The sequence below is a fragment of the Streptomyces sp. Y1 genome (assembly GCF_041053115.1).
Lineage (GTDB): Bacteria > Actinomycetota > Actinomycetes > Streptomycetales > Streptomycetaceae > Kitasatospora > Kitasatospora rubellomurina.
This window is the reverse complement of record NZ_CP163445.1, coordinates 702,977-729,328: the sequence shown is the minus strand read 5'-3', so window position 1 is coordinate 729,328 and position 26,352 is coordinate 702,977. Positions and strand designations below refer to the sequence as shown.

At 73.9% G+C, this 26,352-nt stretch carries 22 protein-coding genes; 8 read left to right on the top strand and 14 right to left on the bottom strand.

All coding sequences use genetic code 11. From position 1 onward, the window contains the following. Positions 1-8: 8 nt before the first annotated feature. Positions 9-1,643: a ribosomal protection-like ABC-F family protein gene (gene abc-f, locus AB2U05_RS02945; RefSeq protein WP_369182322.1), complete on the bottom strand. Its 1,635-nt coding sequence runs from the start codon at positions 1,641-1,643 to the stop codon at positions 9-11. Between the two features lie 350 nt (positions 1,644-1,993). On the opposite strand from abc-f, the gene AB2U05_RS02940 reads away from it, so the two are divergent. Next, the gene (locus AB2U05_RS02940; RefSeq protein WP_045693248.1) at positions 1,994-2,353 is read left to right on the top strand and encodes a hypothetical protein; all 360 of its coding nucleotides are present in this window, start codon (positions 1,994-1,996) and stop codon (positions 2,351-2,353) included. Positions 2,354-2,537: 184 nt separating this feature from the next. Here AB2U05_RS02940 and AB2U05_RS02935 read toward each other — a convergent pair whose 3' ends face one another. The 4 genes from AB2U05_RS02935 to AB2U05_RS02920 form a co-directional block, all read right to left on the bottom strand. Next, on the bottom strand, positions 2,538-3,563 hold the full coding sequence (locus tag AB2U05_RS02935; protein WP_045693247.1) for a 6-phosphofructokinase: 1,026 nt from the start codon (positions 3,561-3,563) through the stop codon (positions 2,538-2,540). 350 nt (positions 3,564-3,913) lie between these two features. Beyond that, a complete protein-coding gene (locus tag AB2U05_RS02930) occupies positions 3,914-4,642 on the bottom strand; it encodes a type 1 glutamine amidotransferase (RefSeq protein ID WP_045693246.1) in 729 nt (242 codons plus the stop codon). 46 nt (positions 4,643-4,688) lie between these two features. After that, entirely contained in the window at positions 4,689-5,951 is a 1,263-nt protein-coding gene (locus AB2U05_RS02925) for a MurT ligase domain-containing protein (protein ID WP_045693245.1), read from the bottom strand. A gap of 304 nt (positions 5,952-6,255) precedes the next feature. Then, positions 6,256-7,023, bottom strand: coding sequence for a GNAT family N-acetyltransferase (locus AB2U05_RS02920; RefSeq protein ID WP_369182321.1), 768 nt, complete (start codon positions 7,021-7,023; stop codon positions 6,256-6,258). 299 nt (positions 7,024-7,322) lie between these two features. On the opposite strand from AB2U05_RS02920, the gene AB2U05_RS02915 reads away from it, so the two are divergent. The 3 genes from AB2U05_RS02915 to AB2U05_RS02905 all read left to right on the top strand — a co-directional run bounded on the left by AB2U05_RS02915 (position 7,323) and on the right by AB2U05_RS02905 (position 12,344). Further along, complete coding sequence (locus tag AB2U05_RS02915; protein WP_045693244.1) at positions 7,323-11,216, top strand: amino acid adenylation domain-containing protein; 3,894 nt, start codon at positions 7,323-7,325, stop codon at positions 11,214-11,216. Between the two features lie 103 nt (positions 11,217-11,319). Beyond that, the gene (locus tag AB2U05_RS02910; protein WP_045693243.1) at positions 11,320-11,541 is read left to right on the top strand and encodes a hypothetical protein; all 222 of its coding nucleotides are present in this window, start codon (positions 11,320-11,322) and stop codon (positions 11,539-11,541) included. A gap of 125 nt (positions 11,542-11,666) precedes the next feature. Continuing rightward, positions 11,667-12,344 (top strand): hypothetical protein, encoded by a 678-nt coding sequence (locus AB2U05_RS02905; RefSeq protein WP_369182320.1) that lies wholly within the window; start codon positions 11,667-11,669, stop codon positions 12,342-12,344. Between the two features lie 12 nt (positions 12,345-12,356). On the opposite strand, the gene AB2U05_RS02900 is transcribed toward AB2U05_RS02905, so the two are convergent. From AB2U05_RS02900 to asnB, 4 genes are all read right to left on the bottom strand, one after another. Next, positions 12,357-12,776, bottom strand: coding sequence for a hypothetical protein (locus AB2U05_RS02900; protein WP_045693241.1), 420 nt, complete (start codon positions 12,774-12,776; stop codon positions 12,357-12,359). A 77-nt stretch (positions 12,777-12,853) separates the two neighbouring features. Further along, on the bottom strand, positions 12,854-14,278 hold the full coding sequence (locus AB2U05_RS02895; RefSeq protein WP_369182319.1) for an aspartate aminotransferase family protein: 1,425 nt from the start codon (positions 14,276-14,278) through the stop codon (positions 12,854-12,856). Between the two features lie 162 nt (positions 14,279-14,440). Then, the gene (locus AB2U05_RS02890; RefSeq protein ID WP_052706832.1) at positions 14,441-15,556 is read right to left on the bottom strand and encodes a hypothetical protein; all 1,116 of its coding nucleotides are present in this window, start codon (positions 15,554-15,556) and stop codon (positions 14,441-14,443) included. 224 nt (positions 15,557-15,780) lie between these two features. Next, entirely contained in the window at positions 15,781-17,637 is a 1,857-nt protein-coding gene (gene asnB / locus AB2U05_RS02885) for an asparagine synthase (glutamine-hydrolyzing) (protein WP_045693239.1), read from the bottom strand. A 193-nt stretch (positions 17,638-17,830) separates the two neighbouring features. On the opposite strand from asnB, the gene AB2U05_RS02880 reads away from it, so the two are divergent. After that, positions 17,831-18,106: a hypothetical protein gene (locus AB2U05_RS02880; protein WP_244178662.1), complete on the top strand. Its 276-nt coding sequence runs from the start codon at positions 17,831-17,833 to the stop codon at positions 18,104-18,106. Between the two features lie 115 nt (positions 18,107-18,221). After that, complete coding sequence (gene glmS / locus AB2U05_RS02875; protein ID WP_045693237.1) at positions 18,222-20,048, top strand: glutamine--fructose-6-phosphate transaminase (isomerizing); 1,827 nt, start codon at positions 18,222-18,224, stop codon at positions 20,046-20,048. A 92-nt stretch (positions 20,049-20,140) separates the two neighbouring features. Here glmS and AB2U05_RS02870 read toward each other — a convergent pair whose 3' ends face one another. Beyond that, complete coding sequence (locus AB2U05_RS02870; RefSeq protein WP_244178672.1) at positions 20,141-21,037, bottom strand: glutaminase; 897 nt, start codon at positions 21,035-21,037, stop codon at positions 20,141-20,143. Between the two features lie 135 nt (positions 21,038-21,172). Beyond that, positions 21,173-21,868 carry a DUF3152 domain-containing protein gene (locus tag AB2U05_RS02865; protein WP_369182318.1) on the bottom strand — a complete coding sequence of 232 codons (696 nt, stop codon included), beginning with the start codon at positions 21,866-21,868 and terminating at the stop codon, positions 21,173-21,175. A 247-nt stretch (positions 21,869-22,115) separates the two neighbouring features. On the opposite strand from AB2U05_RS02865, the gene AB2U05_RS02860 reads away from it, so the two are divergent. Then, entirely contained in the window at positions 22,116-22,340 is a 225-nt protein-coding gene (locus AB2U05_RS02860) for a heavy-metal-associated domain-containing protein (RefSeq protein ID WP_369182317.1), read from the top strand. A gap of 9 nt (positions 22,341-22,349) precedes the next feature. On the opposite strand, the gene AB2U05_RS02855 is transcribed toward AB2U05_RS02860, so the two are convergent. Next, positions 22,350-22,886, bottom strand: a complete 537-nt coding sequence (locus AB2U05_RS02855) for a DinB family protein (protein ID WP_369182316.1) — start codon at positions 22,884-22,886, stop codon at positions 22,350-22,352. Positions 22,887-22,986: 100 nt separating this feature from the next. Here AB2U05_RS02855 and AB2U05_RS02850 point away from each other — a divergent pair, with 100 nt between their 5' ends. Further along, the gene (locus tag AB2U05_RS02850) at positions 22,987-23,973 is read left to right on the top strand and encodes a helix-turn-helix transcriptional regulator (RefSeq protein WP_369182315.1); all 987 of its coding nucleotides are present in this window, start codon (positions 22,987-22,989) and stop codon (positions 23,971-23,973) included. 98 nt (positions 23,974-24,071) lie between these two features. On the opposite strand, the gene AB2U05_RS02845 is transcribed toward AB2U05_RS02850, so the two are convergent. Continuing rightward, the gene (locus AB2U05_RS02845) at positions 24,072-25,781 is read right to left on the bottom strand and encodes a BTAD domain-containing putative transcriptional regulator (RefSeq protein ID WP_369182314.1); all 1,710 of its coding nucleotides are present in this window, start codon (positions 25,779-25,781) and stop codon (positions 24,072-24,074) included. 83 nt (positions 25,782-25,864) lie between these two features. Beyond that, positions 25,865-26,344 carry a hypothetical protein gene (locus tag AB2U05_RS02840; protein ID WP_369182313.1) on the bottom strand — a complete coding sequence of 160 codons (480 nt, stop codon included), beginning with the start codon at positions 26,342-26,344 and terminating at the stop codon, positions 25,865-25,867. Between the last annotated feature and the right edge of the window lie 8 nt (positions 26,345-26,352).

Here is a 26,352-nt window from a genome sequence, read left to right as displayed (position 1 = left end):
GCGCCGGCTCACACCGCCGGGGCCGCGCCCTCCTCCAGCCCGCCGTCGGCCAGCCGGAGCCAGCGGTTCACCCCGATCTCGGCGAGGAAGCGCTCGTCGTGGCTGACCACCAGGAACGCGCCCCGGTAGGAGTTCAGCGCGCTCTCCAACTGGCCCGCGCTGACCAGGTCGAGGTTGTTGGTCGGCTCGTCGAGCAGCAGCAGCTGCGGCGCCGGTTCCGCGCACAGCACGCAGGCCAGGGTGGCGCGCAGCCGCTCCCCGCCGGACAGCACCCCGACCGGCAGGTGGGCGCGGGCGCCGCGGAACAGGAAGCGGGCGAGCAGGTTCATCCGCTCCGCCTCGGGCCGCTCGGGGGCGAAGGCGGCGAAGTTCTCCGCCACGGTGCGGTCGAGGTCCAGCAGGTCCAGGCGCTGGGAGAGGTACGCGATCCGACCGTCGCTGCGCCTGATCTCCCCGCCGTCCGGGGCGAGTTCGCCGGTGACCAGGCGCAGCAGGGTGCTCTTCCCGGCGCCGTTGGGCCCGGTCAGCGCGATCCGCTCGGGGCCGCGGATGCTCAGGTCGACGCCGTGGTCGGCGAACACCGGCCGGCCGGCGTGGCGCACCTGCAGCCCCTCGCCGAGGAAGAGGTTGCGTCCGGCGGGCACCTGGGTGTCGGGCAGGTCCAGGGCGAGGCGCTGCTCCTCGCGCAGGGCTCGTCCGGCCTCGTCGAGCCGGGCCCTCGCCTCGCTGACCCGGGCCGCGTGCGTCTGCCCGGCCCGGCCGGCGGACTCCTGGGCGCCGCGCTTCATGGTCCCGGCGAAGATGCGGGGCAGGCCGGCGTTCTTGAGGTTGCGGGCGGCGTTGCTCTGGCGGCGCTCGGCGCGTTCGCGGGCCTGCTGCATCTCCCGCTTCTCGCGCTTGAGTTCCTGCTCGGCGTTGCGGACGTTCTTCTCGGCGACCTCCTGCTCGGCCCGGACGGCCTCCTGGTAGGCGGTGAAGTTGCCGCCGTGGAAGCGCAGTTCGCCGGCGTCGAGTTCGGCGATGGACTGCATGCGGTCCAGCAGCGCGCGGTCGTGGCTGACCAGCAGCAGGCAGCCGGTGAAGTCCGTCAGCACGTCGTAGAGCTGGTGCCGGGCGCGCGCGTCGAGGTTGTTGGTCGGCTCGTCGAGCAGCAACACGTCGGGGTGCTTGAGGAGTTGGGCGGCGAGGCCGAGGGAGACGATCTGGCCGCCGCTGAGCGTGCTCAGGCTGCGGTCCAGGGTCAGGCCGGTCAGGCCGAGCCGGTCGAGCTGGGCGCGGGTGCGCTCCTCGATGTCCCAGTCGTCGCCGATGGTGGTGAAGTGCCGCTCGTCGACGTCCCCGGATTCCACGGCGTCGATGGCGCGGATGATCCCGGCGACGTCGAGCACCTCGGCGACGGTGAGGTCGGCGCTCAGCGGCAGGCTCTGGCGCAGGTGCCCGAGCCTGCCGGTGACTGTCACCGAGCCGGTGGCGGGCCGGAGTTCGCCGGCGATCAGCTTGAGCAGGGTGCTCTTGCCGGAGCCGTTGGGGGCGACCAGGCCGGTGCGGCCCGCGGGAACGGTGAAGGACAGGTCGTGGAAGACCGGGGTGTCGTCGGGCCAGGCGAAGGAGACGTTCGAGCAGACGACGGCAGCGTCGGACATGGAGATGACCTCGAAGGAGAGCGAGGGCAGGAAGGCGGACCTCTGCCCTGGGCGGGGACGGGAAAAGGGGTACGACGAAACGGACCACCTCGGCGGCGCTGCTGGAGCACCGGCCGGTGGCCGTCAGATCCGGATCTCACCCGGAGATGTCGTCGTCACCCGCCACGTCTGCCACTCCTCGATCACACGACTACAGGTCCCCTCGACTGTAGCAGCCCTCGCGCGCCGCTTCCGAAGCCGTGCGATCCGATGATCGACGTACAGTCAAATGACTGATGCGGAAGGAAGGTTCGGGACGAACGATGGAGGCCGGTCCCGCAACACCCTCACACGATTGGAAGGTGGTTCACATGTTCACTCCCAAGGCGGTGCTCCGCAGTTCGGCCGTCACGGCCGCCGTGGCCGCGGCCGTGCTGGGCCTCGGCGCCGGAGGGGCGCAGGCCGCCGGCTGGCCTCCGCTGCAGCCGGGCGCCTACCTCTACACGGGCACCGGCGGGAGCGGCGCGGTGACCACGGTCGACCTCAACGACTTCGGTACCTGCCACGCCCTGTCGACGCCCGCCCGGTCGGTCCAGGTCGCCAACGGCTCCGCCTCCGTGCAGCTCTACCCCGGCGCCGGCTGCACCGGCAGCTACTCGTGGCTCAGCGGCTCGCTCGCCCAGTCCAACCTGCCCTTCCCGGCCCAGAGCTACCGGGTCGTCCCGGCCTGACGCCACCCCCGACCGGGGGACACGGCCCGCGACGCGGACCCGCCGACCACCGGCGGGTCCGCGTCGCGGGCCGGTCGCACGACGCCGATGCGGACGGGGTGTTCGGGGTGCCCCGGTGGAGGAACACGTCCGGGCGCCCCCGGAGCGGGACTTCGCGTCCGGGGGCGCCCGGAGGGGCGGACGGTCAGATGACCGTCTCGGCCTCCTGGTAGCGCTCCTGCGGGACGGTCTTCAGCTCGGCGACCGCCTCGGCCAGCGGGACCAGGTTGATGTTGGTGCCCTGCAGCGCGGTGATGTGCCCGAAGGCGCCCTTGTGGACGGCCTCGACGGCGTGCCAGCCGAAGCGGGTGGCGAGCACCCGGTCGTAGGCGGTCGGGGTGCCGCCGCGCTGGGTGTGGCCGAGGATCACCGGGCGGGCCTCCTTGCCGAGGCGGTGCTCCAGCTCGCGGGAGAGCTGGGTGGCGATGCCGGTGAACCGCTCGTGGCCGTAGATGTCCTTGCTGCCCTCCTCCCAGTGCATGGTGCCGGGCTCGGGCTTGGCGCCTTCGGCGCAGACCACGATCGCGAACTTCTTCTGCCGGTCGAAGCGCTCGCGCACGACATCGGTCAGCTTGTCGATGTGGAAGGGGCGCTCCGGGACGACGATGGCGTGCGCGCCGGCCGCCATGCCGGCGTTGAGCGCGATCCAGCCGGTGTGCCGGCCCATGACCTCGACGACCATGACCCGCTGGTGGGACTCGGCGGTGGTCTTCAGCCGGTCCAGTGCCTCGGTGGCGACCGAGACGGCGGTGTCGAAGCCGAAGGTGACGTCGGTGGCGGCGATGTCGTTGTCGATGGTCTTCGGGACGCCGACGACGGGGAGCCCGGCGTCGCTCATCAGCTTGGCGGCCTTCAGGGTGCCCTCGCCGCCGATCGGGATGACGGCGTCGATGCCGAGGTCGGAGCAGTACTTCTTGGCCCGCTCGACCCCGTCCCGCAGGTGGCTGGGCTGCACCCGGGAGGACCCGAGGACGGTGCCGCCCTGGGCGAGGATGCCGCTCACCGAGTCGAGGGTCAGCGGGCGGTGGACGCCCTCCAGGAGACCTCGCCAGCCGTCCTGGAACCCGATGATCTCGTCGCCGTGGTCGACCACCCCCCGGTGCACCACGGAACGGATCACGGCGTTCAGTCCGGGGCAGTCACCGCCGCTGGTCAGCACTCCGATACGCATTAGCTTTGCAACTCCCGAGCAACCGAGGAACGGCCGGACTACAGGCTGGAACGACGAGCCGCCACCGTGGCGGGGCGCTCCCGCACCGCAGTGGCGGGGAGGTGGCCGCGAGGTGGAGGACCGGCCGAATCCGGACGGAACGCCCGAAAACGGCCGCGAAGTCGAGCATACGGCCCCTGGTCCGGCCGGGCAGGAGCCGACGCGGGAGCGGCGCCGTCGGCGCCCCCGCGTGGAAGTGCAGCCTGCTGCCGAGGAGGGTGTGCAGTAGGCAGCCCCATTGTCGTACGTCCGGGGCCGCCCGCGGGCCGGTTGCCCGCATTGCGGGCAACCGGTCGGGGCGTCGCGGAGTACTACGCGGGGCGCGTCGTGGCCGCGATGCGCTCGGCGCGCAGCGCGTCGTACCAGGTGGTGTCGGCCGGCGGCAGGGCGTTGACGTCCAGCGCCAGCTTGATCAGCATGTCGGCCACGGCGGGGTTGCGGGCCAGCACCGGGCCGTGCAGGTAGGTGCCGAAGACGGTGTCCCGCCAGGCGCCCTCGGTGCCGTCGCCGGTGCCGTTGCCCCGGCCGACGCCGACCGTGGCGAACGGGCGGACGCCCTGGCCGAGCTGGGTGACGCCCTGGTGGTTCTCGAAACCGGTCAGCTGCGGCAGGCCGAGCTGCGGGTCGACGTCGGCCAGCACGTCGCCGACGCAGCGGGCGCCCTCGCCGCGCCGGGTCCAGACGTCGAGCAGGCCCAGGCCCGGCTCGCGCTCGCCGAGGTCGTTGATGAACTCGTGGCCCATGATCTGGAAGCCGGCGCAGACGCCGAAGATGATCGCGCCGTTCTCGGCGGCCCGGACCAGGCCGCTGTCGGCGCGCAGCCGCTCGGCGGCCAGCCGCTGCGGGCGGTCCTCGCCGCCGCCGATCAGGTAGATGTCCCCGCTGGTGGGGATCGCCTGGTCGGAGCGGACGTCGATCCGGGTCACGTTGAGGTGGCGCTGGCGGGCCCGGCGCTCCACGACCAGGGCGTTGCCGCGGTCGCCGTAGGTGCTGAGCAGGTCGGGGTAGACCCAGACCACGCGCAGGCTGCTCTCACTCATCCTCGAAGGCCTTCCATCACGAAAAGTTGGGCGTTCGGGCGCGGCATCAGCCGGCCACGACCTTCCGCAGCTGCTGGAAGGCGGTGTAGTTGGCGATGGCCTCGATCCGGCCGGGCGGGGCCATCCGGACGGCCTGCTCCAGCGAGTCCACGACGTGGAACTGCAGCCCGGCGACCTCCAGGCGCACGGCCAGGTCGAGCTTGCGCTGGCCCATCACGAACACCGGGTGCCCGGCGAGGCGCTCGTAGTCGACGTCCCACAGCCAGGAGGTGTCGGTGCCGTCGGCGTCGAGCGCGTTGACGGACAGGATGACCGGGGCCGGCGGGCCGTCGATCAGCGAGAACGTCTCCAGCCAGCCGGCCGGGTTCTTGGCCAGCAGCAGCCGGATGTCCCGGCCCTGGTACTGGACGACGTCGTAGCGGCCGGCCACGGCGGCCACCGACTGCATCCGCTCCAGCGCGACCTGCGGGGCGACGCCGAAGACGGCGGCGACGGCGGCCGAGGTGGTGGCGTTGGCCAGGTTGGCCCGGCCGGGCAGCTGCAGCTGGATCGGCCAGGCGCCGCGCTGCGGGTCGATCACGTGGGTGCCCTGGAGCGCCCAGTGCGGGTTGGGGCGCCGGAAGCCGCAGTCCTGACAGAACCAGTCGTCGCCGGGGCGCTGCATCACGCCGCCGCAGGCGGGGCAGGACCAGGCGTCCTCCTTCCAGGCCTGTCCGGCGGCCACCCAGACCACCTTCTTGCAGGAGGAGGCGGCCCAGGTCACCAGCGGGTCGTCGGCGTTGGCGATGACCACGGCCTCGGTGTCCTGCAGGCCCTCGCGCCACTTCTCGGCCATCATCCGGGTCTCGGCGGCGCGGTCGAGCTGGTCGCGGGAGAGGTTGAGCAGGGCGATCGCCTTGGGGCGGGTGTCGCGGGCGACCGTCGCCAGGTACTTCTCGTCGACCTCGATGACGCCGAAGCGGGCGTCGGTGCCGCCCGCCAGGGCGGAGGTGATGCCGGCCGGCATGTTGGCGCCGAGGGCGTTGGAGACCACCGGGCCGGCGGCGCGCAGCGCCTCGGCGATCAGGCGGGTGGTGGTGGTCTTGCCGTTGGTCGCGCTGACCAGGACGACGTCCAGGTGGTCGGCGAGGGTGGCGAGCAGGTCGGGGTCGAGCTTGAGGGCGACCTTGCCGCCGATCACCGAGCCGCTTCCGCGCCCGGCCTTGCGGGACACCGCGGCGGCGACCCGCCCGGCCGTGACCGCGATCTTCGCGCGGGCCGGCAGCGAGGCGTCGCGTGCGCCTGTGGGCTCCGATTCGGTGCCTGCCATGCTCAGTGGTTCCTCCTTGCTGCGGCACCGCCCGGGGCCGGACAACGGGCCGGCGGGCGGCGGGGACGGGATCAGCCTACCGACTCCGTCGCCCGGCTCCACGATCCGGACCCCACGCCGCCTGCTGCGACGCGGTCGGCGGGGCTGCTGACGGGCCGTCGAGGAGGGCGGTGTACGGACGGGCCGGTCACGGTCGAGGACGCCGTGGGGCCGCCCGGGGTTCCCGCTCGCGCCGGGTCGGCGCGCCCGCCGGCGCCGCGGGAGGGCGCCGGACGCGCCGGGCGGCGACGGGATGGCGGTACGATCAGCGGCCGGTCCGACCGGCGGGGGCGGCCGGCTCCTCCTCCGCCGCCAGCGTGGCGGTGATCACCAGGGTGCCGCCGTCCGCGCGGATGTCCAGCGGCGCGGCGAGCCGGCGCATCGCGGCGATCAGCCCGGCGTTGCCCGCGTGCGTGACGGCGTAGACCGTGCCGATCCCGGCGGCCAGGGCCGTCGCGGCGAGCCGGCGCAGCAGCAGCGTGCCCAGCCCGTGCCGCTGCCAGGCGTCCTCGACCAGGACGGCCAGTTCGGCCTCGCCGTCGTCCCACATCAGGTGCCCGAGCGCGACGATCCGCCCGTCCGGGGCCGTCACGGCGAGGCTGCGGCCGTGCCGGGCGTCCAGCAGGTGGTCCAGGTAGCGGCCGGCGTCGCGGACCGGGCCGTGGTAGCGCAGCCGCAGCGAGGCGGGGGAGCAGCGCTCGTGCATCGCCAGCGCGGCCGTCCGGTCGCCGGGACCGGCCGGGCGGACCAGGAGCTCGGTCCCATCCGCCAGGGACAACCGGGACGGGCCCGGCGGCGGCGACGGCTGGGACGGCAGGGGCGCCGGTGACGGCAGTGACCGCAGCGGGGGCAGCGCCGCCGGTGCCGGCGCCGGGTGCCGGTCGACCGGCGGGTGCGGGCGGGCGAGGCGGAACGGGCCGCCGGTGAGCGCGGGCAGCCGGGCGGCCCGGCCCTCGGGCGACGCACACCTGCGGTCGGACCTGCGGAAGGGCCGGTGCCAGAACCGTTCGAGGCGAGTGCGTGATGCCGTCATGCCGCTGACGCTACCGAGACCGCGCTTCCGCCCGGTTACGTGATCGTGAACGCACGAATGCCTGGGCCCCTGAGACGCCTGGGACTCCTGGGGCGTGTGGGGGCGCGACCGGAAGCGCGCCGAGGCCGGGCGGGCCCGGCGGCATGATCGGGAACGCGCCAAGGCTCGGGACAAACCGGCCAGAGGTTCAGACCTGCATCCCTTGTGACTGGGACAACGGGCGGGCGACGGTGGAGCCTGATCGCGGCGTGCCCCAATCGGAGCGCCTTGTCAACTCTCCGTCCAGCAAAGGTTTTCCCATGTTGTTCACCCCGTCCACCCCCCGTACCGACACCCCTGCCGTCCCGCACGCCCGCCGGGCACCGGCCGGCAGCGCGCTCACCGATCTGCTCGACCGTCAGGTCCGCGTCCGGTCCGCCTCCCCGGCCGTGGTCGGGGACGGGCGCGAGCTGTCCTACCTGGAGCTGTCCGACGAGGCCCGCCGGCTCGCCGCGCGGCTGCGCGAACTGGGCGCCGGGCCGGACGGCTGCGTCGGCCTCTTCGCCGAGCCGTCGACGGACCTGGTCGCCGGGGCCTGGGGCATCCTGTACGCCGGGGCCGGCTACCTGCCGCTGGCGCCCGAGTACCCCGAGGACCGGCTGCGCTTCATGCTGGAGGACAGCGGCACCCGCGTCGTCCTCACCCAGGAGCACCTGCGGGAGCGGCTGACCGCGCTGGCCCCGCGCGGCACCGCGGTCCTCACCGTCGAGGAGGCGCGGGCCGGCCGGGCCCGGGTCGAGGGCGAGGGCCCGCAGCCGGAGGAACTGGCCTACGTGATCTACACCTCGGGCAGCACCGGCCGCCCGAAGGGCGTCATGATCGAGCACCGCTCGGTGGTCTCCCAGCTGCGCTGGCTGCTCGGCGCCGGCCACCTCGACCCCGAGGCGACCGTGCTGCAGAAGACCCCGATGAGCTTCGACGCCGCCCAGTGGGAGATCCTGGCCCCGGCCGTCGGCGCCCGCGTGGTGGCCGGCGCGCCCGGCCTGCACCGGGACCCGGAGGCCCTGGTGGCCGCCGTCCAGCGGCACGGCGTGACCACGCTGCAGTGCGTGCCGACCCTGCTGCGGGCCCTGCTGGACACCGAGGGCTTCACCGAGTGCACAGGCCTGACCAGGGTGTTCGCCGGCGGCGAGGCGCTGTCCCGGCGGCTCGCCCACGACCTGGGCCGCGCGCTGCCCGGCGCCGCGCTGGTCAACCTGTACGGCCCGACCGAGTGCACCATCAACGCCACCGCGCAGCTCGTCGACCAGGCCGACCTCGGCGACGGCAGCGGCTCGGTGCCGATCGGGCGCCCGGTGGACAACACCCAGTGCTACATCCTGGACGAGAAGCTGGCGCCGGTCGGCCTCGGCAGCGTCGGCGAGCTCTTCATCGGCGGCGTCCAGCTGGCCCGCGGCTACCTCAACCGGCCCGAGCTGACCGCCCAGCGCTTCGTGCCCTCCCCGTTCGCGCCCGCCGAGCGGCTGTACAGCACCGGCGACCTCGCGCAGTGGAACCCGGACGGCACCCTCCAGTTCGCCGGGCGGGTCGACAACCAGGTCAAGCTGCGCGGCCACCGGGTCGAACTGGACGAGATCGCCCGCGCGATCGAGGAGCACACCTGGGTGCGCCGCTCCGCCGCCGTCGTCACCGCCGACGAGCGCACCGGGCACCAGAACCTGGTCGCCTGCGTCGAGCTCAACCCCCGCGAGGCCGCCCTGATGGACCAGGGCGTGCACGGCGGCCACCACCAGTCCAAGGCCAGCCGGCTGCAGGTCCGCGCCCAGCTCTCCGACCCGGGCCTGCGCGACCCCGCCCGGCTCGCCGGGCGCGAGCGGATCGACCTGCCCGGCCGCCGGGAGACCGAGAACCAGCGCCGCGCGGTCTTCGCCCGCAAGACCTACCGCTTCTACGAGGGCGGCCCGGTCACCCGGGACGACCTGCTCGCGCTGCTCGCCCCCCGCCCGGCCGGCGCCTTCGGCCGCGACCTCGCCCTGCTGAGCCTGCCCGAACTCGGCCGCATCCTGCGGTGGTTCGGCCAGTTCCACAGCACCGAGCGGCTGCTGCCCAAGTACGCCTACGCCTCGCCCGGCGCGCTGTACGCGACCCAGCTGTACCTGGAGACCGGCGGCCTGGACGGGCTCGCGGCCGGCGTGTACTACTACCACCCGGTCGACCACGCCCTGATCCGCACCGCGGACGCGCCGACCCGCCCGCAGCCGTACCTGACCCTGCACTTCGCCGGGAAGACCGCCGCCATCGAGCCGGTCTACAAGAACAACATCCGCGAGGTGCTGGAGTTCGAGACCGGCCACATGCTCGGCGTCTTCGAGGAGGTGCTGCCCGAGTACGGGCTGGCCGTGCGGCCGCTCGGCCTCGACCCGGCCGCCCGGGAGCGCCTGGACGTCGCCGAGGAGGACCACTACCTGGGCGCCTTCGAGATCGGCCGCGGCGGCGGCGAGCGGCGCGGCATACCCGTCGAGCTGTACCTGCAGGCCCACGAGGGCCGGATCGACGGCCTGCCGGGCGGCTTCTACCGGTACGCGGACGGCGAGTTGACGCACCTCGCGGACGAGGTCGTCGAAGCCCGGCACGTGATCGCGATCAACCAGGCGGTGTACGCCCGGGCCTCCTTCGGCGTCACCGCGGTCGGCCGGGCCGGCGCGGGCGAGGAGTGGCTGGAGTACATCGCGCTCGGCACCCAGGCGCACCGCCTCCAGCGCAACGGCCTGGGCCTGGGCTTCATGTCCTCCGGCTACAGCTCCAAGACCGGCCACCCGCTGCCCGCCGCGCGCCGCGTCGACGCGATCCTGGAGTCGGCCGGCCTGGCCGCCGGCCCCTCGTACTTCTTCCTCGGCGGGAAGGTCAGCGAGGACCAGATCCGCGGCGAGGACATGCGCGAGGACGCCGTCCACATGAAGGGCCCGGCCGAGATCATCAAGGACGAACTGGCCACCCTGCTGCCGGACTACATGCTGCCCAACCGGGTGCTGGTCCTCGACGCGCTGCCGCTGACCGCCAACGGCAAGGTCGACCTCAGGACGCTCGCCGCCTCCGACACGGTGCGCACCGCCGACGTGCGCGGCGAGTACGTCGCCCCGAGCAGCGAGGTGGAGCGCCGGCTGGCCGGGTTCTGGGGGCGGGCGCTGAACTACGAGGATGCCTCGCTCACCGACGAGTTCTTCTCGGTCGGCGGCAACTCGCTGATCGCCGTCGCCCTGGTCAACCGGATCAACCGCGAGCTCGGCACCACGCTGCCGCTCCAGGTGCTGTTCGAGTGCCCGCGGCTGGGCGAACTGGCCGCCCGGGTCGAGCGGGACCTGAACGGCGCCGCGGGCACCGTCTCCCGGCTCGTCCCGCTCAACCCGGACCAGCGGGGGCCGGGCGACACCAGGAGTCCGGTGTTCTGCTGGCCGGGGCTCGGCGGCTACCCGATGAACCTGCGGGTGCTCGGCCGCGAGGCCGGCGCGGGCCGCGCCTTCTACGGCGTCCAGTCGCACGGCATCAACGCCGGCGAGACCCCGTACGCCACCATCCGCGAGATGGCCGCCGCCGACATCGCCGAACTGCGGCGGGTGCAGCCCGAGGGCCCGTACACGCTGTGGGGCTACTCCTTCGGCGCCCGGGTCGCCTTCGAAGCGGCCTGGCAGCTGGAGCAGGCCGGCCAGCGGGTGGAGAACCTGCTGCTGATCTGCCCGGGCAACCCGAAGGTCCGCGCCCGCGAGGGCGAGCGGTGGGGCCGGGAGTCCTCGTACGCCAACCCGGCGTACCTGTCCATCCTGTTCTCGGTGTTCGCCGGCACGATCAGCGGCCCCGACCGGGAGCGCTGCCTGGCCGAGGCGGCGGACGAGGACGGCTTCGTCCGATTCGTCCACCGGATGCTGCCGGAACTGGACGAGGAACTGATCCGGCGGATCACCCGGATCGTCGGCGAGACCTACGAGTTCGACTACAGCTTCCGCGAGCTCGCCGAGCGGCGGCTGGACGCGCCGGTCACCGTCTTCAAGGCCGCCGGCGACGACTACTCCTTCATCGAGGGCAGCAGCGGCTACAGCGCCGCCCCGCCCACCGTGGTCGAACTCGCCGGCGACCACTACGCGGTGCTGAAGGAGCACGGCGTGCTCGAACTCGCCGCCGCGATCGGCGCCGTGGAACGCGAGGCCGCCGGGCGCTGACCCGACACGCCCTCGGACGGCGCAGCGTCCGCACACGAGGGAGCCCCTTCGGATAGGGATGGCTCGGCTCACCGCCGATCCGACTCTCCGAAGGGGCTCCCCGATGACCGCTCTGAAGTCCGCGCTGACCACCGCCTGCTGCGCCCTGCTGCTGGCAGCGCCGCTCGCCCTCGCCCAGCCGGCCGCCGCCGACAGCAACAACCACGGGCCGAAGAACGCCCAGGAGGCCGCCGCCTGCCGGACGGTGGTCGGCACGCTGCTCGGCGGCTTCGGCTCGATGCTCGCCAACTCGGCGTGCGTCGTGCAGCCGTCGAACGGCGGCTGAGCAGGGCCTCGGAAAAGGGGTGGACGGGTCGTCGGCGAACTGACGTACCCTGAGCGCCGCCGTTCGTGCACGCGTTCGGCCCCGTTCGCCCCTTTTCCCGCCGGCCCGCTGGATGGATTGACGACATGACCGCGACCGACCGCACCGACCCGGGCGAGCAGCCGACCGGCCTGCAGGCGATCTGGGCGAACACCACCCGGCCCGTGGCGCCGCTGCCCTGGTACCGCCGGGTGTCGCGGAAGGTGATCGCGGCGGTCGTGGTGGTCGTGGGCCTGTTCACCGCCCTGACCGTGGCCGCCGTCACCGGGGCGGGCGCACCGCCGGCGCACCGGATCGCGCTGGCGGACCGGATCGGCGACCAGGTGCGGATGCCGGACGACAAGTGGGTCACCGCCGCCCGGAGCGACTTCCGGCCGGGGCTGACCGCGCTGAGCCCGTACCGGCAGCTGGAGGTGGCCGGCTACGGGACCGGCGGGTCGGGCGGGAGCACACTCCTGTTCGTCGGACTGACCGGGAGCTTCCCGGACGCCCGGATGGAGCTGGACAAGTACTTCGGCCACCCGACCGCGCCCGGCGTGTCGGGCGGGAACGTGACGGACCGCCAGGACTACCCGACCGGCTCGCTCGGTGGCGTGCTCCAGTGCGCGACGGTCCCCACCGACACCGGTTCCAGGACGGCGATCTGCGTGTGGGCGGACGGGACCACGGTCGGCTTCGTCGACGACCTGACGGGTGCGGTCCGGCCGCAGGACCTGGCCGAGCGCGCGCTGGAGATCCGCACCGCCGTCGAGGTCGAGGCCTGACGCCGGACCGCGTCAGGCGATCCGGGTGGGGGAGTCCGCCAGGGTGTGGCCGGTGGCGGTGAGGAGGCCGGCCAGGGCGCCGGGGGAGAGCGAGCGGGGGGTGCGCAGGAAGAGCTCCCCGGTGCCGGGGTGCAGCGACAGCAGGGTGATCTCGTGGTCGGCCAGGGCCGCGTGGGTGTGGGCGAGGGGCGCGGCGCGCACCCGCCAGAGCGTGGTCGGCGGCGGGGCGTGCGGCGACCACCAGGTGTGCAGCAGGGCGACGGCCACCAGGGCGACCGCCGAGGCGGCGAGGACCGCCGGGCCGTCCGGGCCCCGGGCGACGATCTTCGCCACCAGGTCGGCCGCGGTCACCGAGAGGAAGACGGCGGCGAGTTCGACGGCGTCGCGGCGCCAGTGGTGGGCTCGGCGCGAGGAAGGCTTCGAGTGCTCCATGCCCTCCACCCTGCCCGAACGGTGTTTCCCGACCGCGAACCGGCCGTGACCTCGCGGTTACGGCCTGTCGGGGCAGGTTACGACCTCAGCTCGCGCGCGGCCGCCTTCACCTCGGCGAGCAGCAGCCGCAGGTCGTCCTCGGTGGTGGCGGCGTTGAGCAGGCAGGCGCGCAGCATCTCGCGCTCGCCGAGCCGGGCGCCGGTGACGAAGACCCGGCCGCGCCGCTGGACGGCGGCCGGCAGCTCGCGGTTGAGCGCGTCGAGCGCCGGCCCGTCCAGGCCCGGGGCCCGGTGACGGAACGCCACGATGGACGTCTGGACCTCCGCCAGCAGCTCCAACTCCTCGTCCGACGCGACGAGTTCGCCGAGCTTTCGGGCCAGCGCGGTGCACCGGGCGATGTCCTGCCGCAGGCCGTCGCGGCCCCGGTGGGCGATGGTCGCCCAGACCTTCAGCGCGCGGAACGGGCGGGTCTGCTCGGTGCCGTACTCGGAGAACCAGCCGAGCGAGCCGGCCGTCTCGTCGCGCAGGTAGGACGGCACGAGGCTGAAGGTGGCGCGCAGTTCCCCGGCGTCGCGCACCAGCGCGCAGCCGCAGTCGACCGGCACGCCGAGCCACTTGTGCGGGTCGAGGGCGAGCGAGTCGGCGCGCTCCAGGCCCGCGTAGCGGGGGGCGATCGCCGGGTCGAGCCGGCCGAAGGCGCCGTACGCGCCGTCGACGTGCAGCCACAGGCCCTGCTCGGCGCACAGGTCGGCGATCGGCTCGAAGGGGTCGACGGCGCCGGTGCCGACGGTGCCGGCGGAGGCGACGGCGAGGAAGGGCAGCAGCCCGGCGGCGCGGTCCCGCTCGATCGCCGCCCGCAGCTCGGCCGGGTCGAGCCGGCCGTCCGGGCCGGTGGCGACGGTGCGCAGGTGCCGGCTGCCGAGGCCGAGCAGTTCGGCGGCCTTGCGGACGCAGGAGTGGGTCTCGCCGGTGACGTAGCCGACCAGCGGGGGCAGTGCCGCCAGGCCGTCCGCGCGCACGTCCACGCCGGCCCGGCGGGCGGCGCGGTCGCGGGCGGCGGCGAGGCAGACGATGGTGGCCATCGAGGTGCCGGAGGTGAGCAGGCCGCCGCCGGCGGGGTGCGGGAAGCCGACGAGCTCGGCGATCCAGCGGACCACGGCGCGCTCCAGGTGGACGTCGGCGTGGTCGCCGCCGGCCGAGCTGGGGTTCATCGCGGAGGCGACGAGGGTGGCCAGCACCCCGGCGGGCGCGGGCGCGGAGTTGACCCAGCCGAAGAAGCGCGGGTGGCCGTTGCCCATCGGGTACGGCAGGACGTCCCGGCCGATGGCGGCCAGCAGGTCGTCGAGGGGGCGGCCCTCGGCGGGCAGCGGGCCGTCGAGCAGCGCGGTGCGGGCGGCCTCGTCCATCGGCTGCCAGACCGGGCGGGCGGGGAGCTCGGCGAGGTAGTCGGTGACGAGGTCGGCGGCGGCGTGGGCGGAGGTGCGGAAGTCCTCGGCGGTCATGGGCGGGCGCTCCGGAGGGGTACGGGGCAGGCGCGGCGTCCTCGGCGCACCCTGGTCGGACAGCGGTCGGGCCTGGTCGGGCCTGGTCGGGCGATGGTCGGGTGATCCTACGCAGAGGGCCCGCGCCGTGCGGCGCGGGCCCAGCAGCTGGGACGGGGGCGGTCAGTCCAGCGAGGCGGACAGGCCGCTCGCGGAGCGGCAGTACCCCTGCATCTCCTTGTTGGTGATCTTGGCGCAGAGCCGGCCGGCCGCGCCGGCGTCGGTGTAGTTGACCGTGTAGTAGCTGACCAGGCCCTCGGCGCAGGCCTTGCGCTGCCAGCCCTCCGCCGAGGTCGCGCACTGCTGGGCGGCCCAGTCCTCGCGGTCCAGGTTGTACTTCATGGTGCGAGAGCCGACGCCCCGGCTGCAGTCCTGCGCCCCGCCGCCGGCCTTGCCGTTGAGGCACCACTTGAGGGCGTCGGCGTAGACCTCGGGGTGGTTCGGGTAGTCGTGCGAGGAGAGGTAGAAGGTCGGGGCGTAGAAGTAGCAGGCGGACTGGAACAGCGCCGGCTGGTCCTTGCACGGGTAGAGCGGGTCCTGGGCGAGCTTGTCGGCCGGCAGGTTGGCCTTGGCCTGCTCGTCCTCCTCGTCCGGGCCGAAGAGCTGCATGAACAGGCCCTCGGAGCAGCGGATCCGGTTCTGGTCGGTGGTGAACTTGTTGCACAGGTCGCGCGCCTTGGCGACGTCCTGCTTGGCGACGAACATGGTGCCGTGGCCGACGCCGTGGATGCACGGGCCGGTGTTCTTCGGCGCGCACAGCTTGAGCAGGTCCACCTCGGGCTGGGTGGAGGCGTTCAGCATCTCCTCGACGGCGCCGTGCAGGTAGCCGGCCGCGCAGGTCTCGTGCGGGAAGGAGATGACCTTCTGGAAGTCGGCGTTGAAGCGCTTGACCGCCGCGTGGCCGAGTTCGTGCGCGATCGGGTGGCAGAAGCGCACGGTGTACGGCTTCTCCTTGGTGATCCTGTCGAGGTCGGCGAGGGCGACGCCCGGGTCGCTGGCCTCCATCTCGGCCATCAGCTTGTTGCGCAGCGTCGACCTGGTCCACACCGCCGGATCCCCGGTCGGGGTGGCGCCGGCGGTCGTCGCGACCGGCTGGGCGCCGGTCGAGGTGCCGCCGGGGGCCTGGGCGGCGGCCGCCGCGGCGGCTCCCGCGGGCGACCAGTCGGTGACGGCCACCGAGCAGAGGCCCAGGACGCCCAGGAGCAGGGCGGTGACGATCGCGAAGAATCGCGGCTGCATGGCGGGAATCCCCCGGGGGATCGAGACGGACGGTTCGCCCCCCATCGTGACCGGCGCGGTGGCGGGAGTCCGCGTTTTCGCCCGCCATTCGGGAGACCTCGGCGACGCTACCGCACGCTGGGACGCCCCGGGGCGCCGGGATGGTTCCCGGTGATCACCCGGACACCCGGACGGCGCAGCACCCCGCCGGGTGCGGGGTGCCGCGCCGTCCGGTGCGCCGGATGTCAGAGCTCCAGCGTCACCTGGTACTCCGTCAGCCACGCGTCGAGGTCCAGCGCGAGGTCGACGCCGAGGCGCACCGACTGCGGGTCGGTGTCCGGGGCGAGCATGTCGGCCAGGCCCCGCCGGTCGAGCAGGCCGAGCGCCGGGGAGGTGCCCTCGGCGGCGACCCGGGCCAGCTCCTGGCGCAGCAGCACCGGGTAGTGCGGGTCGGCCGTCACCGGGTACGGGCTCTTCACCCGGTCGGCGACGGCGTCCGGCAGCAGGTCCCGGACGGCGGCGCGCAGCAGGCTCTTCTCCCGGCCGTCGAAGGTCTTCATCGACCACGGGGCGTTGAAGACGTATTGGACCAGCCGGTGGTCGCAGAACGGCACCCGGACCTCCAGGCCGTTGGCCATGCTCATCCGGTCCTTGCGGTCCAGCAGGATGCAGACGAAGCGGGTCAGGTTGAGGTACGCGAGCTCGCGCTGGCGCCGCTCGACCGGGTCGGTGACGCCCGGCAGGTGCGGGACCTCGGCCAGCGCCTCGTGGTAGCGCGCCTTGCGGTAGTTCTCCAGGTCGAGCTTGCGCAGCAGGTCGGCGTCGAGCAGCGCCTCGCGCGGGCCGGCGCCCTGGCCGGCCAGGGAGGTGAGGTTGTGGACGGCCCACGGGAAGTCGTCGGCGGCGACGGTCTTCGGGTCGTGGAACCAGCGGTAGCCGCCGAACAGCTCGTCCGCGGACTCGCCGGACAGCGCGACGGTGGAGTGCCGGCGCACGCCCTTGAAGAGCAGCAGCAGCGAGATGTCCATGTCGCCGACGCCGCTGGGCAGGTCCCGGGCGCGCAGCGCGACCGTGCGCTGCGCGAGGTCGCTGAGGTCGGCGGCGTCCAGCTCGATCACCCGGTGGTCGGCGCCGACGTGCTCGGCGAGCATCCGGGCGTACGGGCCGTCCGGGGTCGGCCGCAGCTCGGTGGCGTGGAAGTTCTCCTCCTGGCCGGCGAAGTCGACGGCGAAGGAGCGCACCGGCCCGGCGCCGGCGGCCCGCAGGGCCTTGGCGGCCAGGGCGGTGACGGCGCTGGAGTCCAGCCCGCCGGAGAGCAGCGAGCACAGCGGGACGTCGGCGTCCAGCTGCCGGTGGACGATGTCCTCCAGCAGCGCCCGGACGGTCGCGACCGTGGCGTCCAGGTCGTCGGTGTGCTCGCGGGCCTCCAGCGCCCAGTAGCGGCGCATCGAGATCCCCTGGCGGCGCACCCGCACCACGTGGCCGGGGCGCACGTCGTGGATGCCCCGGTAGAGGGTCAGGCCGGGCGTGCGGGTGACGGCCAGCAGTTCGCGCAGCCCGTCCAGGTCGACCACCGCGCGGACCTCGGGGTGGGCGAGGACGGCCTTGGCCTCGGAGCCGAACACCACGCCGTCCCGGGTGGGGGCGTAGTGCAGCGGCTTGACGCCCATCCGGTCCCGGACCAGCAGCAGTTCCTCGTGCCGGGCGTCCCAGATGGCGAAGGCGAACATGCCGTTCAGCCGTTCGGCCATGTGCTCGCCCCACTCCAGGTAGGCGTGCAGCACGACCTCGGTGTCGCTGCGGGTGCGGAAGCGGTGTCCGGCCGCCTCCAGCTCCGCGCGCAGCTCGCGGTGGTTGTAGACCTCTCCGCTGTAGGTGAGCGCGGCCAGCAGTCTGCCGTCGTGCTCGACGGTCATCGGCTGGACGCCGCCCTCGATGTCGATGATCGCGAGTCGGCGGTGGCCGAGCGCGGCGTGCGGCTCCAGGTGGATGCCGCCGGCATCCGGGCCGCGGCAGGTCTGCGTGGTCGTCATCGCTTCGAGGACGCCCCGCTCGGCGGTGAGGTCGCGTTCGAATGCGACCCATCCGGTGATCCCGCACATCAGCAAGCCTCCGGTCTTCCGCTTAGTGATTGCGGGATCACGCTACGTTTCGGGCCTGGGTGGCTTCAAGGGTCTGGCTGGAAGGCGACGGCCGGGAGCGGCGGAAGTTGCCAGTGCGGAAAAACGCGATGTCTGCCCGAATCCGGGCAGGATCTTTGGCTTCGGGGGGTCGATGAGCCTAGGCTCCTCAACCGTGTCCAGCTCACCCCACCCTCACGAAGACCTTCTCGCCCACCTCACCCGGACCAGCCCGCTGGGGCCCCGGGAGGCGGCGCGGATCGTGGCGGAGGTGCTGGCCTACTTCTCCGAAACCACCGAGGAGTACGTGCGCCGCCGCCACGGCGAGCTGCAGGCACGCGGCCTGACCAACGAGCGGATCTTCGCCCGGCTCGCCGAGGAGCTGCCCGCCCGCCGGGTGGCCGCACCGGAGCTGTCGGCCCGCCAGCTGCGGCGGATCGTGTACGGCTGAGCGCCGGCCACCCCGGCGCAGCTGCGCGGACGGCCCCGCGAGGGCTCGCCGATGACCCTTCGATGACGCTCCGATGAGTGTTCGACGACCGAAAACGTTCAAGAGGAGACCACGTATGTGCGGAATCGTGGCCTATATCGGCCCCAAGGACGCGACGCCCTTCCTGCTGGAGGGTCTGGCCCGCCTGGAGTACCGCGGGTACGACTCGGCCGGCGTCGCCGTCACCGGCCGCAGCGGCGGGATCAAGGTCCGCAAGGTCAAGGGCCGCGTTGCCGACCTCGCCGCCGCCGTGCCGGCCCGCTTCAAGGGCACCACCGGCATCGGCCACACCCGCTGGGCCACCCACGGCGTGCCCAGCGACGCCAACGCGCACCCGCACCTGGACAACGCCGAGCGGATCGCCGTCGTCCACAACGGCATCATCGAGAACGCCGACGAGCTGCGCGCCAAGCTCACCGCGGACGGCGCCGTCTTCCGCTCCGAGACCGACACCGAGGTGCTCGCGCACCTGATCGCCGCGCACACCACCGCGGGCGTCGAGCTGGAGGAGGCCGTGCGGGCCGCGCTCAGCCGGGTCGTCGGCACCTACGGCATCGCGGTGCTCGACGCCCAGCAGCCCGACCGGATCGTCGTCGCCCGCAACGGCAGCCCGATCGTGCTCGGCCTCGGCGAGAAGGAGATGTTCGTCGCCTCCGACGTCTCCGCCCTGGTCCGCTACACCCGCCAGGTCGTCCACCTGGAGGACGGCGAGCTGGCGACCGTCCGGGCCGACGGCTTCCGCACCTTCACCTCCGACGCCCGCACCACCCACCGCCAGCCGTCCACCGTCGACTGGGAGATCGACTCCTACGACACCGGCGACTACGCGCACTACCTGCTCAAGGAGATCCACGAGCAGCCCGGCTCGGTCGAGCGCACCCTCAGCGGCCGGCTCGACGAGCGCTTCGCCACCGCGCACCTCGGCGGCCTCAACCTGGACGCCCGCGAGCTGCGCGAGATCCGCCGGGTGAAGATCCTCGGCTGCGGATCCGCCTACTACGCGGGCGAGATGGGCGCCCAGCTGATCGAGGAGCTGGCCCGCATCCCCGCCCACAGCGAGCCCGCCTCGGAGTTCCGCTACCGCAACCCGGTGATCGAGGCGGACACCCTGTACGTGGCCGTCAGCCAGTCCGGCGAGACCTACGACACGCTGGCCGCCGTCCAGGAGGTCAAGCGCAAGGGCGGCCGGGTGCTCGGCGTCGTCAACACCGTGGGCAGCGCCATCGCCCGCGAGTGCGACGGCGGCATCTACCTGCACGCCGGGCCCGAGGTCTCCGTCGCCTCCACCAAGGCGTTCACCTCCACCGTCGTCGCCTTCGCGCTGCTGGCCCTGCACTTCGGGCGCATCCACGACCTCTCGCCCGCGGACGGCCGCCGGATCGTCGCCGCGCTGCAGGCGCTGCCCGGGCAGATCCAGGAGGTCCTGGAGCAGAGCGAGCAGATCGCCGAACTCGCCGCCGAGTACGCCGAGTCGGCCGGGATGATGTTCATCGGCCGCACCCGCGGCTACCCGGTCGCCCGCGAGGGCGCGCAGAAGCTCAAGGAGATCTCCTACGTCCACGCCGAGGCCTACCCGGCGAGCGAGCTCAAGCACGGCCCGCTGGCCCTGATCAGCCCCGAACTGCCCACCGTGGCCCTCGTCCCCGACGACGAGCTGCTGGACAAGAACCTCACCACGCTGGGCGAGATCAAGGCCCGCTCCGGCCGGGTCATCGCCGTCGCCCACCGCCGGCCCGAGGAGAAGCTCGCCGACCACTGCATCGTGGTGCCCAAGAGCGAGCCGGAGCTGGACCCGCTGCTGCTCAACATCCCGCTGCAGCTGCTCGCGTACCACGCGGCGGTCGCGCTCGGGCGGGACGTGGACAAGCCGCGCAACCTGGCGAAGAGCGTGACGGTGGAGTAGGTGCCGTATCGGGGGAGGGCCCGGTCGTTTCGGCCGGGCCCTCCGCGCGGGGTCTCTTCGCGGGGCCTCCGCGCGGGGCCTCCTCGCGGGCTCTAGAACACCGAGCAGCCGGAGAGGGTGGTCAGGGTGTCCAGGGCGGTGACCGCCGCCACCGAGTTGCCCGCCCGGTCCAGCCGCGGGCCCCAGGCGCACACCGCGGCCCGGCCCGGGATTATCGCCAGGATCCCGCCGCCGACCCCGCTCTTGCCGGGCAGCCCCACCCGGTAGGCGAAGTCGCCCGCGGCGTCGTAGGTGCCGCAGGTGAGCAGGACGGAGTTGATCCGCTTCGCCTCGCTGCGCGACATCAGCCGGCTGCCGTCCGCCCGCGCGCCGTGCCGGGCCAGGAACGAGCCGGCCAGCACCAGGTCCCGGCAGCTGGTGGCGATCGCGCAGTGCGCGTAGTAGTGCTCCAGGACGGCCTCGACCGGGTTGTGCAGGTTGTCGTGGCTGGCGATGAAGTGCGCCAGCGCGGCGTTGCGGTGGCCGTGCGCGGCCTCCGAGGCGGCCACCTCGGCGTCGGTGTCCAGCAGCGGGTTGCCGGACTCCTGGCGCAGGAAGTCCCGGACGGCGCCGGCCGCGTCACCGGTCAGGCTCAGCAGCCGGTCCGTCACCACCAGGGCGCCCGCGTTGATGAACGGGTTGCGCGGGATGCCGTGCTCGGTCTCCAGCTGGACCAGCGAGTTGAACGGGTTGCCGGACGGCTCGCGGCCCACCCCCTGCCACAGCCCGTCGCCGCCGTGCGCCAGGGCCAGCGCCAGGGTGAACAGCTTGGAGATGCTCTGGACGGAGAACGGACGCTCCCAGTCGCCGACGCCGTACAGCCGGCCGTCGACCGTGGCCACGGCCATGCCGAAGGACTCCGGATCGGCCGAGGCGAGCGCCGGGATGTAGTCGGCGACCCGGCCCTGGCCGGTGGTCGCCCGGGCGGCCCGCTCGGCGGCCGCCAGCAGGCGGGGGTAGTCCAGGGCGTCCTCTGCGCCGGGCACGCGGTCCAACGGTTCTCCTCCGTGGTCAGGGCCGGGTTCGCCCCGGGTCGACCAGGATTATCCCGTCTGCGCCGGTCAGGTGGATGAGGGGGGTGGTTCCTACGGCGCGGCGGTGGGGGCCTGGACCGGTGGGCCGGTCAGCAGGGCGCCGGACTCGGAGTACGGCCAGCCGTTGGGCACGCAGCCGTGCAGGCCCTTGATCTGCTGCATCATCACCGGCGCCGGGGCGCCCGGGCCCGGGCAGTCCACGTGCCCGTTGCCGAGGACGTGGCCGACCTCGTGGTTCACGGCCAGCGCGTGGTACAGCTCCGGCTTCCCGACGTAGAACTCGGACAGCTCCGTCCAGCGCTTGACGTTGATCACCACCTGCTTGTTCACCCCACAGTTCACCGAGCCGCCGGTGTCCAGCCCGTACTGGCCGCAGATCCGGTCGGTGGAGGCCGGGGTGGCCAGGTAGACGGTGAAGTCCACCGGATCGGCGGCCACCCGCTGGAACGACGCCTGCCCGCCGGCCGCCCAGCCGCGCCGGACGTCCCCGAGGACCGCGTCCACCTCGGCGGCGAACTGCTCGGGGCGCTCGGCCAGGCTGTCCTCCACCCGCACCTTGTAGCGGTACAGGTGCTCGCCGGTGCCGAACCGCGGCGAGCCGCCCGGGGCGGTGGTGAACGCCAGCGGCTTCGGGCCGTCCTCGCGCTGCCACGGGTGCCACCACAGCAGGCCGGCCGTGACGGCGGCGGCCGACAGCAGGGCGAGGGCGGCGTGCCGGCGGCGGACCGCGGGTATTCGGGCCCTCATCGGCGGCCGCCGGTCGGGGGGACGGTCATGGGATGCGGCTCCTTCACGGGGTCGGTGGACCGGGGGTCGTCACCGGACACAACGGACAGAAGGGGCCGGAACGTTCACCCCGTGTCGGGCGGGAGGCCCCGCTGGTTCCCGGAACCACTCGATGGTGCCACCCGCAGGGCGTGTCCCTGGGCTCGGGCGGCGGAATCCGGTGTCGTGGTGCCGAGCCGAATTCCGTCACACCACCGGAGGTACCGCCATGTCCGATTCCACCGTCACCACCGTCCTCGCCGTCGACGGCATGAGCTGCGGCCACTGCGAGCGGACCGTCAGCGCGGGGCTCGCCGCCCTGCCGGGCGTCGTCGACGTCACCGCCGACGCGGCCGGCGGGCGGGTCACCGTCGCCTCGGTGCGGCCGCTCGACGACGCCGCCCTGCGCGGCGCCGTCGACGGGGCCGGCTTCACCTTCGTCGGCCGGGCGTGAGCGCCGTCGTCAGCCCATGCTCTTCTGGCCGTCCAGGGCCTCGCGGATGATGTCGGCGTGGCCGGCGTGCTGGGCCGTCTCGGCGACGATGTGCATCAGCACCCGGCGGGCCGAGTACACCGCGCCGGCCTCGAACCAGGGCGCCTCGGGCAGCGGCTGGGTGGCGTCCAGGCTGGGCAGGGTGACCACCAACTCGTCGGTACGGGCGGCGACTTCCTCGTAGGCGGCGAGCACGTCGGCCAGCGTGTCGGTGGGCAGCATGCGGAACTCGTCGGCGCGGCGGGCGAAGTCCTCCTCGGTCATGGCGGAGAAGTCCGGCATCGCCGAGGGGCCCTCCACGATGAAGTTCGCCCACACCCGCTCGGTCGAGGTCACGTGCTTGATCAGGCCGCCCACGCACAGCTCGCTGACCGTGGTCCGCAGGCCGGCCTGCTCGTCGGTGAGGCCCTGGGCGGTGAAGCGCAGGAAGTGCCGCTGCTTGGCCAGGGCCACCAGCAGGTCGGCCCGCTCGCCGGTGACGGGGGCGGTGGTGTTCTCGGTGGTCATGATGGCGGCCTCTCGTACGGGTCGTGCTCCCTCGGACAAGAACCACGGTACGCACCACAGCGGTCACTTCCTGACCTGAATTGCCGGGAGAATCGTGGGCATGGCGAACACGAGCACCCGGACCCTGCGACTGCTCTCCCTCCTGCAGACCCACCGGTACTGGCCGGGCGAGGAACTCGCCGACCGGCTCGGCGTCTCCGTCCGCACGCTGCGCCGCGACATCGACCGGCTGCGCGAGCTCGGCTACCCCGTCGAGGCGCAGCGCGGCGTCGACGGCGGCTACCAGCTCGCGGCGGGCGCCGCACTGCCGCCGCTCGTCATCGACGACGAGGAGGCGGTCGCCCTGGCGGTCGGCCTCCAGGCGGCCGCGGACAGCCCGGTCGAGGGCGTCGCCGAGGCCTCGGTCCGGGTGCTGGCGAAGATCGTCCAGGTGATGCCCGCCCGGCTGCGGCGGCGGGTGGAGGCCCTGCGCACGATGACCGTGCCCGTCGACTGGGGCGCCGGGTCCGCCGGCACCCGGATCGACCCGGACGTGCTGACCGTGGTCGCCCTGGCCTGTCGCGACGGCGAGCGGCTCGCCTTCCGGTACACCGCCCGGGGCGGGCGGCCCGGCGAGCGGCACGTCGAACCGCACCGGCTGGTCAGCCTCGACCGCCGCTGGTACCTCGTCGCCCACGACCTCGACCGGGGCGACTGGCGCACCTTCCGGCTCGACCGGCTCGCCGCCCCGCGGCACACCGGCGCCCGCTTCGCCCCGCGCGCCCTCCCGGCCGCCGACGCCGCCGCGTACGTCCGCGCCAGGCTCAGCGGCATGCCCCGCCCGCACCGGGTGGAGGCGCTGGTCGAGGCCCCGGCCGAGCGCGTCCGCGCCCACGTCGGCCGCTGGGGCACCGTCGAGGAGGACACCGCCGAGCGCTGCCGCCTCCACATGACCGCGGACTCCCTCGACTGGCCCGCGATGGCCCTCGGCTCCCTCGGCGCGGAGTTCCACGTCGTCCACCCGCCCGAGCTGCGCGCGCTGCTCGCCGACTGGAGCGCCCGCTTCGGCCGCGCGGGGGCCGGGCTGGAGGAGGGGGCGGGGGAGTAGGAAGTCGGCCGGGCCGTGCGCGGACCCTGTCGGCCGAGGGTTCACCGGCGCGACGGCATACGTTCGCACCGGGTCGAGGTGCGGCTCGTCAGGCCCGGTCACGACGTGTTGGTGGATTGTTGGGCCGCTGTTGGAGGGCCCTGCCAGCCTCGGGGCCGTTCCCGCGTGACCGGCCCCCGCAGCGAAAGTCCGGGTCGCGACGAGGCCGGGTCCTCGCTGTCGCGGATCGCCAGGTAGCTGGTGGCGAAGGTGGTGTCGACGGCCAGCCGCCCCACGGACAGGGCGCGCAGGCGGCCCCGGTTGTCGTCCAGGCGCCCGGCCAGGGTGCCCGGGGACCAGGTCGGGCGGGAGGACACGCGGGCGCCGGCGATCCGCAGGGCCAGCGGCAGGCCCGCGCAGGCGGCCAGCAGGCGCAGCGCGCCGTCCGGGTCCTGCCGGATGCGCCCGGGGCCGCAGAGCCGGGAGAGCAGGGCGCGCTGCTCCTCGACGTCGAGCGGGGGCAGCGAGAGCCGGGCGCTCGCGGGGAGGTCGGGGAGGGTGTTGCGCGAGGTGACGATCACCGCGCTGCGGGAGCCGCCCGGCAGCAGGGGCTCCACCTGGGCCGCGTCCCGGGCGTTGTCGAGCAGCAGCAGGACGCGGCGGTCGGCGAGGGTCGTGCGCAGCAGCGCCGCGCGGTCGTCGGTGTGCTCGGGGAGAGGGCCGGAGTAGGTGCCGGGGTGCAGGGCCGCCAGGAGGGCGGAGAGCAGTTCGTGCGGGTCACGGGCGGGGGCGGCGCCGAAGCCCCGCAGGTCGGCGTACAGCTGGCCGTCCGGGTAGCGGTGCTTCACCGCGTGGGCGGCCTGGAGGGCGAGGGCGGTCTTGCCGATGCCGCCCATGCCGGAGACGACCGCGACCCGGGGGACGTCGCCGGCGGGCGGGGCCGTGAGTTCCTCGGTCAGGGTTCGCAGGTCGGCCTGGCGGCCGGTGAAGTCGGAGAGCGCGGAGGGGAGTTGGGCCGGTGGCTGGATGGCCGGCGCGGGCCCTTCCGGCTTCTCCGGCTTCTGCGGCTTCCCCGGCTCGTCGGGCTCGCCGGATGTTTCGCGCAGGACGTGCCGGTGGGCCTTCCGGGCCCGGGGGCCGGGCTCGACGCCGAGCTCCTCGACGAGGGCGCGGCGAAGCCGCTGGTAGGCGGCGAGGGCCTCGGAGCGCTGCCCCAGGCGGTGCAGGGCCAGCATCAGCTGGGCGTGGAAGGTCTCGTGCAGCGGGTGCTCGCCGGTCAGGCCGGTCAACTCGGGGACCAGCCCCTGGACGTGGCCGAGGCGCAGATCCGCCTCGATGCGCCACTCCAGGGCTTGCAGGTGGGCCTCCTGCCACCGGCGGCGAGGAGTCTGCGCCTGCGGCAGGTCCGGGAACTCGGCCAGCGGGGCGCCGCGCCAGAGCGCCAGGGCCGTCGCCGACTCCTGCCGTACGGCGTTCCAGTCCTCGCGCCGCAGCGCCTCCCGGGCCCGTTCGACGCCCAGGTCGAAGAGCTGGACGTCCAGTTCGTCGCCTGCGACGTCCAGCAGGTAGCCGAGCGGGGTGGAGCGTAGGCGTTCGCCGTGCTCGTCGCCGAGCTGGGTCCGCAGTCGGGCCAGCATGTTGTGCAGCGAGGCGTTCGCCGAGGCCGGTGGCCGGTCGCCCCAGAGCGCGGCCTTGAGCCGGTCCGGCGGCACCGGCCGGTTGGCCTCCAGCAGCAGGACGGCGAGCAGGGTGCGGACCTTGACGCCGCCGATCGGCCGCTCCTGGTGGCCGACGCGGACGAGGAGCGGGCCGAGAAGGCTGAAGTGCATGGTCTATCCCCCGGTCTGACCCACCGTGCGGACTGTTCGAACACGGTGGTCATGGACACCGTAAGGGACGAGTGGTGACGGTCCTACCGCACGAACGGGTAGGTCCGCACCGGGTCGAGGTGCAGTTCGTAGGGGCCGAAGCAGTCCGCCGCGAGCGAGGCGACCGGGGCACCGCACGGGCAGGCCTGGTTGAGCCCGGACTCGCCGGTCGGCCCGCAGCAGCCGGCGCTGCCCGTCATGTCGGGCAGGGGCCGGAGGTCGGGCGCGTCCCCCGGGTGCACGACCACCGTGCCCGTGGGGCCCGCCGCGATGACCCACCCCTCCTCGCGGCTGACCAGGAACCCGCGGGAATGGGTCGGCTTCGGGTCCTCCTGGTCCGCCTGCAGGACGTAGGGCCCTCCCCAGGGCTCGGGGTCGATCGCGTAGTACCCGCGGGGGAGGGTGGAGGGCAGCAGACGGGTCTCCTGGTCCCGCTCGTGGACCCGGATGTCGGGGATCGCGGCGAGCTCGGTCAGCTCCGGCGTGAGCGCGGTGCCGCACTTGGCACAGAGGAAGACGGTCATCCCCTCGT